Raw genomic sequence first — 13121 nt, 5'->3', positions numbered from 1 at the left:
CATGAAGCGGCTGTCGCGCCTCGTGTTCGCCACGGCTGTGCTGGCCGGGGCAGGGCTGGGTGCGCGTGCGGCGCCGACGCCGCAACTCGCCTGGCGCGCGCCGAGCGGCGAGCTCGCCACACCGGCCGGCGCCCGGCTGCCGGCGCAGGTGCCGCTGGGCAGTACCTGGAAGCTGTTCGTCTACGGCTACCTCGTCACCACCGGGGCGCAGGAGCCCCTCTACCGCTGCGGCAACGTCAAGCGCGAGCCGGGCGACGAGTACTGCTGCGAGCCGGGCGAGAGCATCGGCCGCGACGCTGCGTTGCAGCGCTCCTGCGGGGCCTACTTCGAACCCCGGCGGCTGAAGCTGGATGCGGACAACTGGCAGCGTTTCTGGGCCGATCGGCAGGCGCCGGCCTGGCTGCAGGCGCTGCCGGCGCTGCGGCCGGCCAGCACGGTGCCGGTGCCGGCCTTGCTGGAGGCCTTGCAGCGCATGCCCGACGCCGGCCGCCTCGCCGCGCGTGAGGCGCTGCTGCCCAATACGCTGCGCGAGCCGGCACTGCTGGCCGCGCTGGGCAGCGGCCCGCGCTTCAAGACCTGGTCGTGGACCGATGCCCAGGGCGAGCGCTTCGGCGGCGCTGCCGGCTGGCTGGCCGATGGCACGGCATTCTGGATCGGCGGAGCCGGCACCGGGCAGCAGGTCATGCAGCGTGACGCCGCCCGGTTGACCCGCGACTGGGCCGGCACGGGCCAGCTGACCGCCAGGCCCGACGCCGCGACGCTGCAGGCCCAGCCCTGCGTGGACGTGCGCTTCTTCGCACGCTACCCGCTCGCGCGCGTGCTGCGGCGCAACGGCCAGCCGGCCGCCGCCGGGCCGCTGAACGAGCCCGGCACCTACACGCTGAAGTTCGCCAACGGCCAGCAGCTGGTGGTGCCGTCCCAGCCGGGGCTGCTGCTGACCGGCTCGCCCATCGCGCCGCGGTTGCAGGCGCGCATGACGCTGGAGGAGTACGTGGCCCGCGTCGTCGACCGCGAAGGCGTGGCCACCGAGACCGCGGCCGCCCGGGCCCTGGCCATCGCCGCGCGCAGCTGGCTGCAGCAGAACGCGGTGCCGTCGGTGTCTCAGGGCTGCCTGATGGTCGATGACGACAGCCGCGCACAGCGCGTCAGCCCGCGTCCGCCGAGCCCGGCGGCCGAGTCCGCCGCGCGCTTCACCGCCGGCCTGGTGCTGCGCGGCGCGCCGGTGCGCTACGCCTTGGATCGCAGCGATGCCAAGGCCGAGGCTCAGCTGCTGGGCTGGCGCGAGGCCGTGGCCGCCAGCCGGGCCGGGCAGGGCATGGAGGCCTTGCTGCGCCAGGCCTTCCCCACGGCAACGCTGACCGGCTGGCAGGCCCAGGGCGATTGCCAGCCGCTGCCGCTGGCCGCGCAGTGGCTGACCGACCGCATGCCGCGCTGGCAGCGCCAGCTGCGCCGTGAAGTGGGCTACGAGCCGCTGGACGCGCCGCCGCAGGTGTGCCAGCTGGAAGTGGGCACACCGCACGCCGACCTGCGCCGCAGCCGCCTGTGGCTGCGCGAATGGCAGACGCGCGACGGCCGCGTCACGCTGATCCACGAATACCTGCACCTGGCCTTCCGCCGGCACCCGCGCGGCCAGGATGAAAACGACATCGAGCGCCTGGCGCAACAGTTGGCCGATCTCTAGGCATGAAACCCCGCGTCCCAGTCATAGCTTGGCCGTTCCCGCGAGGGGGCGGCGCAGTGTGCGGCATCGAGCCGCGAGCATTTCGCCACGGTCGGCTGGCTTGGGAGCGGCCCGGCGCTCGGCCCGACATTCGCCACCGGGGACACCCGATATGAATCGCATCCTTTGCCTGTCTCTGCTGTTCTGCGCCGTGGCTCACGCTGCGGACCGCCCCACCATCGACAACCCGCGCGGCGGCTGGCGGGCCAGCGCGAGCAGCGCGAACGAGTTCGTTCAGCCCGTCCACTACCCGGCGGCCAACGTCAACACCGAGGGCATCGCGCCGCCCGCGCTGATCTCCGGCCGCATCAGGGGCGACATTGCCGCCGCGCCCAAGTCGCAGCGTGAGCAGGCCCGTCTGGTGGTGGACGGCGTGGCGCTGCCGCTGGATGTGCGCGAGGGCGGCACCTTCGCGCGGCCGTGGTCGTTCGGCCCCGGCTCGCATGGCGTCAGCGTGCGTGCGCCGGGCGGCGCCGGGGCGCCCGAGCGGCGCGTGCAGTTCTACGAGGCCAACGCCGCCCGCGTGGCGCCGCGGCTGCGCGTGGCGCTGAGCTGGGACACCGACCAGACCGACCTGGACCTGCACGTTGTCGCGCCCGATGGCCAGCATGTCTGGTACGGCAAACGCGTGGTGGCCAACGGCGGCGCGCTGGACGTGGACGTGACGACCGGCTTCGGCCCGGAAATCTATGCCAACCCGGCGCCGCTGCCGGGCGTCTACAACGTCTACGTCAACTACTACGGCGCCGGCGAGCAGCGCGACGCGATCACCGTCGCGCAGATCGCCGTCATCGAGGAAGAGGGCACGCCGCGCGAGAAACAGCGCGTCTTTCGCGTGCCGCTGCGCAAGCCCGGCGAGCTGACGCTGGTCTCCTCCTTCGTGGTGCCATGAACGCGCTGCTGATGCTCGCGCTGGCGGGGGCGGCCAGCGCTGCAGGCGCGGCCGAGATCAACCGCCCGGCGGGGGGCTGGACGCACAGCGGCCTCGTCGAGACCGATCAGCGTGTCGAGTACGCCTACCCGAACAACCTCATCGACCGCGGCGGCCAGCGCGGCCGCACGATCATCGAGGGGCGGCTCAAGAGCGTGGACAAGGCCGCCCGGCGGCCGCCCACGCTGGTGGTCAACGGCAACGCGATGCCGCTGCAGCACGACGAGCAGGGCCGCTTCGCGCGGCCCTATGCCTTCGGGCCGGGCAGCAACGGCATCGAGCTGCGCGGCGCCGATGGCCGCACGCTGCAGCGCGTGCAGTTCTACGACGCCAACCGCACCAAGACGCGCGCGCAGGTGCGCATCATCCTGGCCTGGGACGACCCGCAAGCCGAGCTCGACCTGCATGTGCTGACACCGGACGGCGGCCACGCTTTCTGGGCCAGCCCCGTCCTCGCCAACGGTGGCGGGCTGGACGTGGACAGCGTCGACGGTGCGGGGCCGGAGATGTTCTCCATCGCCGCACCGTTGGCCGGCACCTACCGCATCTACGTCAACTACTGGGGCAACTTCGGCGCCTCGGGCTATCACTTCGACGAATCGACCCGCCAGCAGCCCGTCATCACGGCCCGCGTGACGCTGGTCTTCGACGAGAACACCGGCGCCGAGCGCCGCGAGACCTTCACCATCCCGATGCGCAAGATCGGGGATCTGCAACTGGTTCGCTCGTTCCTGCGCAGTTGAGTGCACACTCAGGTAAACCCGTCTGAGGTAAACCCGTCCGGGAACCCAGGTAGGCTCTGCCTAGAATTTGTTGCACTGCACAGGAGACTCCCGCATGGCGACTGCCCGCAAAAAGCCGGCAACCACAGAAGAGACACCGGCTGGCGCTGCCAAGCCCGGAGTCCGCATCCTCAAGAAGTACCCCAACCGCCGCCTCTACGACACGCAGACCAGCAGCTACATCACGCTGGCCGACGTGAAGCGCATGGTGCTGGATGGCATTGCCTTCGAGGTCCACGACGCCAAGACGCATGAGGACCTGACGCGGTCCATCCTGCTGCAGATCATCCTGGAAGAGGAGACCGGCGGCGTGCCGATGTTCTCCGCCAGCTCGCTGGCCCAGATCATCCGCTTCTACGGCGGCGCGATGCAGGGCGTCATGGGCGGTCTGCTGGAGCGCCAGATGCAGGCCTTCACCGACATGCAGCAGCGCTTCACCGAGCAGACCCCGGGCTCCCCCTTCAGCCCCGACGCCTGGACGGGCCTGATGGGCGGCTACGCCGAGCAGTCCAAGAACCTGATGAACCAGTGGCAGGAGCAGCTCAAGAACGCGGGCGCGATGTTCCCGTTCGGCGTGCCGCCGGGGGGCAAGAAGCCCTGATCGATCGGCTGCCCATGGACGCGCTGGCGAGCGCGATGGGGCAGGTTCGTGAGGCCGCCCCTTTCTTTGTTGCACCGTTGCGGCTGCTGGCCCCGTTCGGCCGCAGTTTCGGGCCGAGCCCGTGGATTTTTCAGCCGCATTGATCTGCCGAAAAGCATCCTGTCTGTGCCAGGTTTGTGAGCTGGCCGGTCGTCGGGCCGGCGCGAAGTGCGCGCGTCGTCGAAAATAGCCGGATGAACGAACCCGCCACCCTTGCCGCTCCTCCGGCCTCCGCGCCGAAGATCGGCTTCGTTTCGCTCGGTTGCCCCAAGGCCTTGACCGACAGCGAACTGATCCTCACGCAACTGCGCGCCGAGGGCTACGAGACCTCCAAGACCTTTGCCGGGGCCGACCTGGTCATCGTCAACACCTGCGGCTTCATCGATGACGCCGTCAAGGAGAGCCTGGACACCATCGGCGAGGCGCTGGCCGAGAACGGCAAGGTCATCGTGACCGGCTGCCTGGGCGCCAAGGCCGGTGCCAGCAGCACCGACGCCGGCAGCCTGGTGCGCGAGATCCATCCCAGCGTGCTGGCCGTCACCGGCCCGCATGCGACGCAGGAGGTCATGGACGCCGTGCACACGCACGTGCCCAAGCCGCATGACCCCTTCGTCGACCTGGTGCCCAGCTACGGCATCAAGTTGACGCCCAAGCACTACGCGTATCTCAAGATCAGCGAGGGCTGCAACCACCGCTGCTCGTTCTGCATCATCCCGAGCATGCGCGGCGATCTGGTGTCCCGCCCCATCGGCGACGTGCTGAACGAAGCTCGCGCGCTGTTCGAGAGCGGCGTGAAGGAGCTGCTGGTCATCAGCCAGGACACCTCGGCCTACGGCGTGGACGTGAAGTACCGCACCGGCTTCTGGGACGGCAAGCCCGTCAAGACCAAGATGCTGGACCTCGTCGCCCAGCTCGGCGAGCTGGCCAAGCCCTACGGTGCCTGGGTGCGCCTGCACTACGTCTACCCCTACCCGCACGTGGATGAGGTGCTGCCGATGATGGCGCAGGGCTTGGTGCTGCCCTACCTGGACGTGCCGTTCCAGCACGCGCACCCGGATGTGCTCAAGCGCATGAAGCGCCCGGCCAACGGCGAGAAGAACATGGAGCGCATCCTGCGCTGGCGCGAGGCCTGCCCGGAGCTGGTCATCCGCTCGACCTTCATCGCCGGCTTCCCCGGCGAGACCGAGGCCGAGTTCCAGTACCTGCTGGACTTCATGCAGGAAGCGCAGATCGACCGCGCCGGCTGCTTCGCCTACTCGCCGGTGGAAGGTGCCAGCGCCAACGACATCCCCGGCGCGCTGCCCGACGAAGTGCGCGAGGAGCGCCGCGCGCGCTTCATGGCCGTCGCTGAAGCCGTCTCCGCCGCCAAGCTGCAGGCCCGCGTGGGCCAGACGATGCAGGTGCTGGTCGACTCCGCCCCGGCGCTGGGCCGCAAGGGCGGCGTGGGCCGCTCCTACGCCGACGCGCCCGAGATCGACGGCACCGTGAAGATCCTGCCGCCCGAGAAGGCCAGCAAGACGATGAAGGTGGGCGACTTCGTGCGCGCCCGCATCGTCGCCGCAGACGGCCACGATCTCGTGGCAAGCTTGGTCTGATGACCAAGACAGCGCCCAGCACGCAGCTCATCCATCACCCTTACCGCGCCCCCGAGGGCTGGGACGCGGTACCCGTGCCGGTGGCCAAGGCCTCGACCGTGCTGTTCAAGAACACGGCCGACCTGCACAAGCCCCGGCCGCGGGACGGCTTGAGCTACCGCTACGGCCTGCACGGCACGCCCACCAGCTACACGCTGGCCGCGCGCCTGGCGACGCTGGAGCATGCCGAGCATTGCCTGCTGGTGCCCAGCGGGCTGGCGGCCGTGACGCTGCCGTCGCTGGCCATCCTGCGCCCCGGCGACGAGGTGCTGGTGCCGGACAACGTTTACGGCCAGAACCGCTATCTCACCGAGTCGTGGCTGCCGCAGTGGGGCGTCACGCACCGCGTCTATGACCCGCTGACGGTGCCCGAGCTGCGCGACAACACCCGGCTGGTCTGGCTGGAGGCGGCGGGCTCCATCACGCTGGAGTTCCCCGACCTGCTCGGCACGCTGGCCGCCTGCCGGGCGCGGGGTGTCGTCACGGCGCTGGACAACACCTGGGGTGCGGGTCTGGCCTTCAACGGCTTCGAGCCGGCGCCGGCCACGCACCCGGGCCTGGGGGCCGACATCGTCATGCAGGCGCTGACCAAATATCCCAGCGGCGGCGCCGACGTGCTGATGGGCTCGGTCTGCACCCGCGACCGCCAACTGCACGACAAGCTGAACGATGCGCACGAGCACCTGGGCTACGGCCTGGGCCAGAACGATGTGGAGCTGGTCTTGCGCGGCCTGCCGACGCTGCCGCTGCGCTACGAGGCGCAGGACCGCGTGACGCGCCAGCTCGCGCGCTGGATGGCGGGCCGGCCCGAAGTGGCGCGCGTTTTCCATCCGGCGCTGCCGGGCTCACCGGGGCATGAGCACTGGCTGGCCGTCGGCGGCGCGGGGGCGGCCTGCCTGTTCTCGGCGGTGTTCAAGCCGGGCTACACGCCCGCTCAGGTGGACGCCTTCGTCGATGCGCTGCAGCTGTTCGGCATGGGCTACTCGTGGGCCGGCCCGATGAGCCTGGCGGTGCCCTACGACATGAGCCGCAGCCGCAATCTGCCGCTGCCCTTCGCGGGCCGCACGCTGGTGCGCTTCGCGATCGGGCTGGAGGACGGGGCCGACCTGCAGGCAGACATCGAGCAGGCGCTGGCCGCGCTGGCCTGAGGCCTCCCGTCAGCGCGAGCGCTCCTTCATGGCGCGCTCGACCTCGCGCTTGCCTTCTCGCTCCTTGATGGTGTCGCGCTTGTCGGACTTGTCCTTGCCCTTGGCCAGCGCGATGTCGGCCTTCACGTAGCTGCCCTTGTAGTGCAGATTCAGCGGCACCAGCGTGAAGCCGCGCTGCTCGATCTTGCCGATCAGGCGCTTGATCTCGGCCTTGTGCATCAGCAGCTTCTTGGTGCGGTCGGCCTCGGGCGTGACGTGCGTGGAGGCGCTGCGCAGCGCGTTGATGCGGCAGCCGATCAGGAACAGCTCGCCGTTCTTGATCATCACGTAGCCATCGGTGAGCTGCACCTGGCCGGCGCGGACGGCCTTGATCTCCCAGCCCGACAGCACGACGCCGGCCTCGAACTGTTCTTCGATGTGGTAGTCGTAGCGGGCGCGGCGGTTCTCGGCGATGGACATGGGAGGGCAGGTGAGGGCGAAGCCCGTCAATACAATCCGGGGATTCTATGAAGCAGGTTAAAAAGTCCGTACTGCTCTGGTACACGCCGCAGGAAATGTACGAGCTGGTCACCGCGGTGGAGCGTTATCCCGAGTTCCTGCCCTGGTGCAACAGGGTGGAGGTGCTGGCGAGCGAGGGTGACACCGTCACGGCCCGCCTGCACCTGGCCTATGCCGGCGTGCGCCACGCGTTCACGACACGCAATCGCAACGAGGCCGGCCGCAGCGTGCACATGCAGCTGGTGGACGGCCCTTTCTCGCATCTGGACGGTCTCTGGCAGTTCCTGCCGCTGAACAAGCCCGGCACGACCGGCGAGCCCACCGCCTGCAAGATCCACTTCGAGCTGAACTACGCGTTCAGCAGCGGCGCGCTGGAGGCCGTGGTCAGCCCGGTCTTCGACCGCATCGCCAACACCTTCGTCGACAGCTTCGTGCAGCGTGCGGAAAGCCTCTACGGTGCGCGCTGACGGTTGCGGCTTGGCGCCGAGGGCGGGGCGCTGAATGGCCGAGCACATTCGCGTCGAGCTGGTCTGGAGCCCGCAGGCCGGTGACGTGCAGCACCGCTGGCTGGACCTGCCAGCAGGCGCCACGATCGAGTCGGCGCTGCGTGGCTGCGCCGACTTCACGCTGCCGCTGGCGACGGCGCGCATCGGCATTTGGGGGCGCATGCGGCCGCTGGACACGCCGCTGCGCGAGCGCGACCGCATCGAGGTCTACCGGCCATTGACGGTGGACCCCAAGGAGGCCCGCCGGCTGCGCTACGCCACGCGCGGCGAGCGCATCGTGTCGCGCCACCGGCCCAAGGCCGGCGGCTGACTCAGCGGCACTCGCTGTTCATCGTGCTGCGCACGCGGTCGATTTCGGCCTGGCGTTGCGCGTCGTCCATGAACGTGCGTTCGCCCGCCTCGTTGGTGCGCGACACGCGGGCGCCGCTCTGCAGTTCGCGCAGGTTGGACTGAGCGCGGCTGCAGTTCTCGCGGCGCTGCTCGGCGACGCGGCGTGCCTCTTCCTTTTGCTTGGCGGCGTCGCGTTCTTGTTCCTGCTTGCGGCGGGCGGTGGCTTCCTGGTCGGCCTTGGTGGGCGCGCTCGCGGCCGGTGCCGGCGCGGAGGCTGCGCTGGCCGGCTGGCCCAGCGGCACGACGGTGATCACGGCGCCTGGTGGGCGCTGCAGGATGTCCTTGTCCGGCGTGCCGGCCGGCGGCGGCCGGTCGCTGTATTGCAGGTTGCCTTTGGCGTCTTTCCACTTCCATTGGGCCTGGGCGGATGCGGCCAGAACCAGTCCAAGCAGAGCGATGAAGAAGGGCTTGTGATCCATCGGGTCAGTGTATAGCTGCGATGCCTCCGTATAATGCCGCTTTGCGTCTGGAGCTTTCCTCATGCGCCTTCTCGGCAAAGCGCTCACCTTCGACGACGTTCTGTTGGTGCCAGCGTTCTCCCAGGTGTTGCCCCGCGACACCAGCCTTGCGACCCGCCTGTCGCGCAACATCCCCTTGAATCTGCCGCTCGTGTCCGCCGCCATGGACACGGTGACCGAGGCGCGCCTGGCCATCGCCATCGCGCAGGAGGGCGGCATCGGCATCGTGCACAAGAACCTCAGCGCTGAGGCGCAGGCACGCGAGGTGGCACGGGTCAAGCGCTACGAGAGCGGCGTCGTTCGCGAGCCCTTGACGATCGGCCCGGACGCCACCGTCCGCGACGCCGTCGAGCTGACCAAACTGCATGGCTTCTCGGGTTTCCCGGTGGTCGAGGGCAAGCGCGTGGTGGGCATCGTGACCGGCCGCGACCTGCGTTTCGAGACCCGCATGGACGCTCGCGTCAGCGAGATCATGACCCCCGCCAGCAAATTGGTGACCGTTCGTGAGGGAGCGTCACTGGATGAAGCCAAGGCGCTGATGCACGCCCACAAGCTCGAGCGCGTGGTCGTCGTCAACGAGGCGTTCGAGCTGCGCGGCCTCATGACGGTCAAGGACATCACCAAGCAGACCAGCTTCCCGAACGCGGCCCGTGACAGCCACGGCAAGCTGCGCGTCGGCGCGGCCGTCGGCTTCGGCGAAGACACCGAGCAGCGCGTCGAGTTGCTGGTGAAGGCCGGCGTGGACGCCATCATTGTGGACACCGCGCACGGCCACAGCGCCGGTGTGCTGGAACGCGTGCGCTGGGTCAAGCGCGCCTATCCGGGCGTGGATGTCATCGGCGGCAACATCGCCACCGGCGCGGCAGCGCTGGCGCTGGTGGAGGCCGGCGCGGACGGCGTGAAGGTCGGCATCGGCCCGGGCTCCATCTGCACGACACGCATCGTCGCGGGCGTGGGCGTGCCGCAGATCACGGCCGTCGACAACGTCGCGACCGCGCTGCGCGGCACCGGCGTGCCGGTCATCGCCGACGGCGGCGTGCGCTACTCGGGCGACCTGGCCAAGGCCATCGCGGCGGGGGCCGACTGCGTCATGATGGGCGGCGCCTTCGCCGGCACGGAAGAAGCGCCGGGCGAAACCATTCTCTATCAGGGCCGCACGTTCAAGAGCTACCGTGGCATGGGTTCCATGGGCGCGATGGCCAAGGGCAGCGCGGACCGCTACTTCCAGGACACGTCGGCCAACAACCCCAACACGTCCAAGCTCGTGCCCGAGGGCATCGAGGGCCAGGTGCCGTACAAGGGCTCCGTCGTGCAGGTCATCTTCCAGATGGCCGGCGGCCTGAAGGCGTCGATGCACTACTGCGGTTGCGCCACGATCGCCGACATGCAGGAGAAGGCCGAGTTCGTCGAGATCACGACGGCTGGCATGCGTGAAAGCCACGTGCACGACGTGCAGATCACGAAGGAAGCACCCAACTACCGCAGCGAATAAGCTGTCCACGAGCACAACGGGGCGACATCGGATCGCCCCGTTTCTCTTTTCCGAACCACGATGAGCCGGTCACCGCAACGCTCTCCCGCCATGGGTTTCATCATGGCTGCCGTGCTGATTGACATGATCTCCATCGGCCTGATGATGCCGGTGCTGCCTCACATCGTCGGCACCTTCACGGCCAGCAACGACGAGCAGACCTCGGCCTTTCTGGCGGTGACCATGGCCTTCGGCGTGGCCAATTTCTTCGGCTCGCCCATCCTGGGCGCGCTGTCCGACCGCTTCGGTCGCCGGCCGGTGCTGTTGATCGGCTTTGCGGGCCTGGCGCTCAGCTTTTTCGTGACCGCCATGGCCACGGCGCTGTGGATGCTGGTGGCCGTGCGCCTGTTCTCGGGCGCCATGCAGGCCAACATCGCCATCGCGAATGCCTACGTGGCCGACATCACGGCGCCCGAAGACCGTGCCCGCCGCTTCGGGCAGCTCGGCGCGATGTTTGGCATCGGCTTCATCCTCGGGCCGTTCATCGGCGGGCTGTTGGGCGACCACGACGTGCACTGGCCGTTCTTCGCGGCGGGCTGCATGGCGGTGCTGAACTGGTGCTACGGGTTCTTCGTGCTGCCCGAATCGCTGCCCCGCGACCGGCGTAGCCCCTTCAACTGGAAGAAGGCCAACCCCGTGGCGGCCTTGCGTGGCCTGGCCGCGCTGAAGGGGGTGGGCTCGCTGGTGGCGGTCATCGCGCTGTCGTCGCTCGCGCAGTTCATGCTGCACAACACCTGGGTGCTCTACACCAAGTTCCGCTTCGGCTGGGGACCGCTGCAGGTCAGCTGGTCGCTGCTCGTGGTGGGCCTGGTGTCGGTGGTGAGCCAGGGCGTGCTGCTCAGGCCGCTGCTCAAGCGTTTTTCGGCGCAGCGGCTGGCCGTCATCAGCATGACGTCCGCCTCGCTCGCCTACCTCGGCTTCGGCCTGGCCAATCAGGGCTGGATGATGTACGTCATCATCGGCCTGAACCTGCTGGGCGGCGCCGCCGCTGCCGCGCTGCAGGGCATCATTTCCGGGGCGGCGAGCCCGACCGAGCAGGGCAAGGCCATGGGCGCGCTGTCGTCGCTGAACAGCCTGATGGCGGTGTTCGCGCCGCTCGTCGGCCTGACGCTGCTGGCGCAGGTCTCGCATCGCCCCGCGGGCGACCTGCTCATCGGGCTGCCGTTCTACACCTGCGCCGCGCTCCAAGCTGCGGCGATGCTGATCACCCTCCGTTTCTTCCGCACCCAGCCGGCCCCGCTGCCAGCCTGAAAGACGCGCCATGCAACACGACAAGGTCCTCATCCTCGACTTCGGCTCCCAGGTCACCCAGCTCATCGCCCGCCGGGTGCGCGACGCATCGGTGTACTGCGAGATCCACCCGAACGACGTGTCGGACGACTTCATCAAGACCTTCGCCCCCAAGGCCATCATCCTCAGCGGCAGCCACGCGTCCACCTACGAGGACCACGAGCTGCGCGCGCCGCAGGCCGTGTGGGACGCCGGCGTGCCGGTGCTGGGCATCTGCTACGGCATGCAGACCATGGCCGTGCAACTGGGCGGCAAGGTCGAGTGGAGCGACCACCGCGAGTTCGGCTATGCCGAGGTGAGGGCGCACGGCCACACCCAGCTGCTGGACGGCATCCAGGACTTCCAGACGGATGAGAAGCATGGCATGTTGAAGGTCTGGATGAGCCATGGCGACAAGGTCACCGTGCTGCCGCCGGGCTTCAAGCTGATGGCCTCCACGCCCAGCTGCCCCATCGCCGGCATGGCCGACGAGGCGCGCCGCCTCTACGCGGTTCAGTTCCACCCGGAAGTCACGCACACGCTGCAGGGCGAGGCCATGCTGCGCCGCTTCGTGCGCGACATCGCAGGTTGCAAGGGCGACTGGCAGATGGGCAGCTACATCGACGAGGCGGTTGCCAAGATCCGCGAACAGGTGGGTGACGAAGAAGTCATCCTGGGCCTGTCCGGTGGCGTCGACTCCTCCGTCGCCGCCGCGCTGATCCACCGCGCCATCGGCGACCAGCTCACCTGCGTCTTCGTCGACCACGGCCTGCTGCGCCTGAACGAGGGCCGCATGGTCATGGACATGTTCGCCGGCCGCCTGCACGCCAAGGTCGTGCACGTGGACGCCAGCGAGCAGTTCCTCGGCAAACTGGCCGGCGTGAGCGATCCCGAGCGCAAGCGCAAGATCATCGGCGCCGAGTTTGTCGAGGTCTTCCAGGCCGAGGCCAAGAAGCTGAAGGGATCGTCAACCACCGCCGGGAGCGGCGGTGGGGCGAAGTGGCTGGCGCAAGGCACCATCTACCCCGACGTGGTGGAAAGCGGCGGCACCAAGACCAAGAAGGCCACGACGATCAAGAGCCACCACAACGTCGGTGGCCTGCCCGAGACGCTGGGCCTGAAGCTGCTGGAGCCGCTGCGCGAGCTGTTCAAGGACGAAGTCCGCGCGCTGGGTGTGGCGCTGGGCCTGCCAGAGGACATGGTCTACCGCCACCCGTTCCCCGGCCCGGGCCTGGGCGTGCGTATCCTCGGCGAGATCAAGAAGGACTACGCCGACCTGCTGCGCCGCGCCGACGCCATCTTCATCGAGGAGTTGCGCAACACCATCGACCCGGCCACGGGCAAAAGCTGGTATTCGCTGACCTCGCAGGCCTTCGCCGTGTTCCTGCCGGTCAAGAGCGTGGGCGTCATGGGCGACGGCCGCACCTACGACTACGTCGTCGCGCTGCGCGCCGTGCAGACCAGCGACTTCATGACCGCCGACTGGGCCGAGCTGCCTTACTCGCTGCTCAAGCGCACGTCGGGCCGCATCATCAATGAAGTGCGCGGCATCAACCGTGTGACCTACGACGTGAGCAGCAAGCCGCCTGCGACGATCGAGTGGGAATGATCGCC

14 protein-coding genes are annotated in these 13121 nt (G+C 69.1%); 12 read left to right on the top strand and 2 right to left on the bottom strand.

The features are described from left to right. Window position 1: 1 nt before the first annotated feature. The 7 genes from ACG00X_RS05175 (at window position 2) to ACG00X_RS05145 (ending at window position 6855) form a co-directional block, all read left to right on the top strand. Complete coding sequence (locus ACG00X_RS05175; RefSeq protein WP_394486935.1) at window positions 2-1681, top strand: DUF2300 domain-containing protein; 1680 nt, start codon at window positions 2-4, stop codon at window positions 1679-1681. 151 nt (window positions 1682-1832) lie between these two features. Next, a complete protein-coding gene (locus ACG00X_RS05170) occupies window positions 1833-2612 on the top strand; it encodes a YfaP family protein (protein WP_394486933.1) in 780 nt (259 codons plus the stop codon). Continuing rightward, window positions 2609-3394 carry a YfaP family protein gene (locus tag ACG00X_RS05165; protein ID WP_394486931.1) on the top strand — a complete coding sequence of 262 codons (786 nt, stop codon included), beginning with the start codon at window positions 2609-2611 and terminating at the stop codon, window positions 3392-3394. The genes ACG00X_RS05170 and ACG00X_RS05165 overlap by 4 nt, the downstream gene beginning before the upstream one ends. A gap of 94 nt (window positions 3395-3488) precedes the next feature. After that, entirely contained in the window at window positions 3489-4034 is a 546-nt protein-coding gene (gene phaR, locus ACG00X_RS05160; RefSeq protein ID WP_394486930.1) for a polyhydroxyalkanoate synthesis repressor PhaR, read from the top strand. Between the two features lie 14 nt (window positions 4035-4048). Beyond that, window positions 4049-4177, top strand: coding sequence for a hypothetical protein (locus ACG00X_RS05155; RefSeq protein ID WP_394486929.1), 129 nt, complete (start codon window positions 4049-4051; stop codon window positions 4175-4177). A gap of 90 nt (window positions 4178-4267) precedes the next feature. Continuing rightward, window positions 4268-5668, top strand: coding sequence for a 30S ribosomal protein S12 methylthiotransferase RimO (gene rimO, locus ACG00X_RS05150; RefSeq protein WP_394486928.1), 1401 nt, complete (start codon window positions 4268-4270; stop codon window positions 5666-5668). Next, entirely contained in the window at window positions 5668-6855 is a 1188-nt protein-coding gene (locus ACG00X_RS05145; RefSeq protein ID WP_394486927.1) for a PLP-dependent transferase, read from the top strand. Before rimO ends, ACG00X_RS05145 begins: the two co-directional genes overlap by 1 nt. Before the next feature lie 9 nt (window positions 6856-6864). Here the strand turns inward: ACG00X_RS05145 and smpB are convergent, their stop codons facing one another. Then, window positions 6865-7314: an SsrA-binding protein SmpB gene (smpB, locus tag ACG00X_RS05140; protein WP_394486926.1), complete on the bottom strand. Its 450-nt coding sequence runs from the start codon at window positions 7312-7314 to the stop codon at window positions 6865-6867. A 47-nt stretch (window positions 7315-7361) separates the two neighbouring features. On the opposite strand from smpB, the gene ACG00X_RS05135 reads away from it, so the two are divergent. Both ACG00X_RS05135 and ACG00X_RS05130 read left to right on the top strand, forming a co-directional pair. Continuing rightward, complete coding sequence (locus ACG00X_RS05135; RefSeq protein ID WP_394486925.1) at window positions 7362-7820, top strand: type II toxin-antitoxin system RatA family toxin; 459 nt, start codon at window positions 7362-7364, stop codon at window positions 7818-7820. A gap of 34 nt (window positions 7821-7854) precedes the next feature. Then, the gene (locus tag ACG00X_RS05130; protein WP_394486924.1) at window positions 7855-8169 is read left to right on the top strand and encodes an RnfH family protein; all 315 of its coding nucleotides are present in this window, start codon (window positions 7855-7857) and stop codon (window positions 8167-8169) included. A gap of 1 nt (window position 8170) precedes the next feature. Here the strand turns inward: ACG00X_RS05130 and ACG00X_RS05125 are convergent, their stop codons facing one another. Next, window positions 8171-8668 carry a DUF4124 domain-containing protein gene (locus tag ACG00X_RS05125; protein WP_394486923.1) on the bottom strand — a complete coding sequence of 166 codons (498 nt, stop codon included), beginning with the start codon at window positions 8666-8668 and terminating at the stop codon, window positions 8171-8173. A gap of 61 nt (window positions 8669-8729) precedes the next feature. Here ACG00X_RS05125 and guaB point away from each other — a divergent pair, with 61 nt between their 5' ends. The 3 genes from guaB (at window position 8730) to guaA (ending at window position 13116) form a co-directional block, all read left to right on the top strand. Beyond that, window positions 8730-10199, top strand: coding sequence for an IMP dehydrogenase (guaB, locus tag ACG00X_RS05120; protein ID WP_394486922.1), 1470 nt, complete (start codon window positions 8730-8732; stop codon window positions 10197-10199). A gap of 90 nt (window positions 10200-10289) precedes the next feature. Next, complete coding sequence (locus ACG00X_RS05115; protein ID WP_394486921.1) at window positions 10290-11489, top strand: MFS transporter; 1200 nt, start codon at window positions 10290-10292, stop codon at window positions 11487-11489. 10 nt (window positions 11490-11499) lie between these two features. Beyond that, complete coding sequence (gene guaA, locus ACG00X_RS05110) at window positions 11500-13116, top strand: glutamine-hydrolyzing GMP synthase (RefSeq protein WP_394486920.1); 1617 nt, start codon at window positions 11500-11502, stop codon at window positions 13114-13116. Window positions 13117-13121 lie beyond the last annotated feature (5 nt).

The sequence above is a fragment of the Pelomonas nitida genome (assembly GCF_043555975.1).
Classification (GTDB): domain Bacteria; phylum Pseudomonadota; class Gammaproteobacteria; order Burkholderiales; family Burkholderiaceae_C; genus Pelomonas; species Pelomonas nitida.
The sequence above is the reverse complement of the archived record's forward strand: the minus strand, read 5'-3'. Positions and strand labels throughout refer to the sequence as shown.

Coding starts and splice junctions, on each gene's coding strand:
- ACG00X_RS05175 (WP_394486935.1), top strand. CDS start 2: ATGAAGCGGCTGTCGCGCCTCGTGTTCGCCACGGCTGTGCTGGCCGGG.
- ACG00X_RS05170 (WP_394486933.1), top strand. CDS start 1,833: ATGAATCGCATCCTTTGCCTGTCTCTGCTGTTCTGCGCCGTGGCTCAC.
- ACG00X_RS05165 (WP_394486931.1), top strand. CDS start 2,609: ATGAACGCGCTGCTGATGCTCGCGCTGGCGGGGGCGGCCAGCGCTGCA.
- phaR (WP_394486930.1), top strand. CDS start 3,489: ATGGCGACTGCCCGCAAAAAGCCGGCAACCACAGAAGAGACACCGGCT.
- ACG00X_RS05155 (WP_394486929.1), top strand. CDS start 4,049: ATGGACGCGCTGGCGAGCGCGATGGGGCAGGTTCGTGAGGCCGCCCCT.
- rimO (WP_394486928.1), top strand. CDS start 4,268: ATGAACGAACCCGCCACCCTTGCCGCTCCTCCGGCCTCCGCGCCGAAG.
- ACG00X_RS05145 (WP_394486927.1), top strand. CDS start 5,668: ATGACCAAGACAGCGCCCAGCACGCAGCTCATCCATCACCCTTACCGC.
- smpB (WP_394486926.1), bottom strand. CDS start 7,314: ATGTCCATCGCCGAGAACCGCCGCGCCCGCTACGACTACCACATCGAA.
- ACG00X_RS05135 (WP_394486925.1), top strand. CDS start 7,362: ATGAAGCAGGTTAAAAAGTCCGTACTGCTCTGGTACACGCCGCAGGAA.
- ACG00X_RS05130 (WP_394486924.1), top strand. CDS start 7,855: ATGGCCGAGCACATTCGCGTCGAGCTGGTCTGGAGCCCGCAGGCCGGT.
- ACG00X_RS05125 (WP_394486923.1), bottom strand. CDS start 8,668: ATGGATCACAAGCCCTTCTTCATCGCTCTGCTTGGACTGGTTCTGGCC.
- guaB (WP_394486922.1), top strand. CDS start 8,730: ATGCGCCTTCTCGGCAAAGCGCTCACCTTCGACGACGTTCTGTTGGTG.
- ACG00X_RS05115 (WP_394486921.1), top strand. CDS start 10,290: ATGGGTTTCATCATGGCTGCCGTGCTGATTGACATGATCTCCATCGGC.
- guaA (WP_394486920.1), top strand. CDS start 11,500: ATGCAACACGACAAGGTCCTCATCCTCGACTTCGGCTCCCAGGTCACC.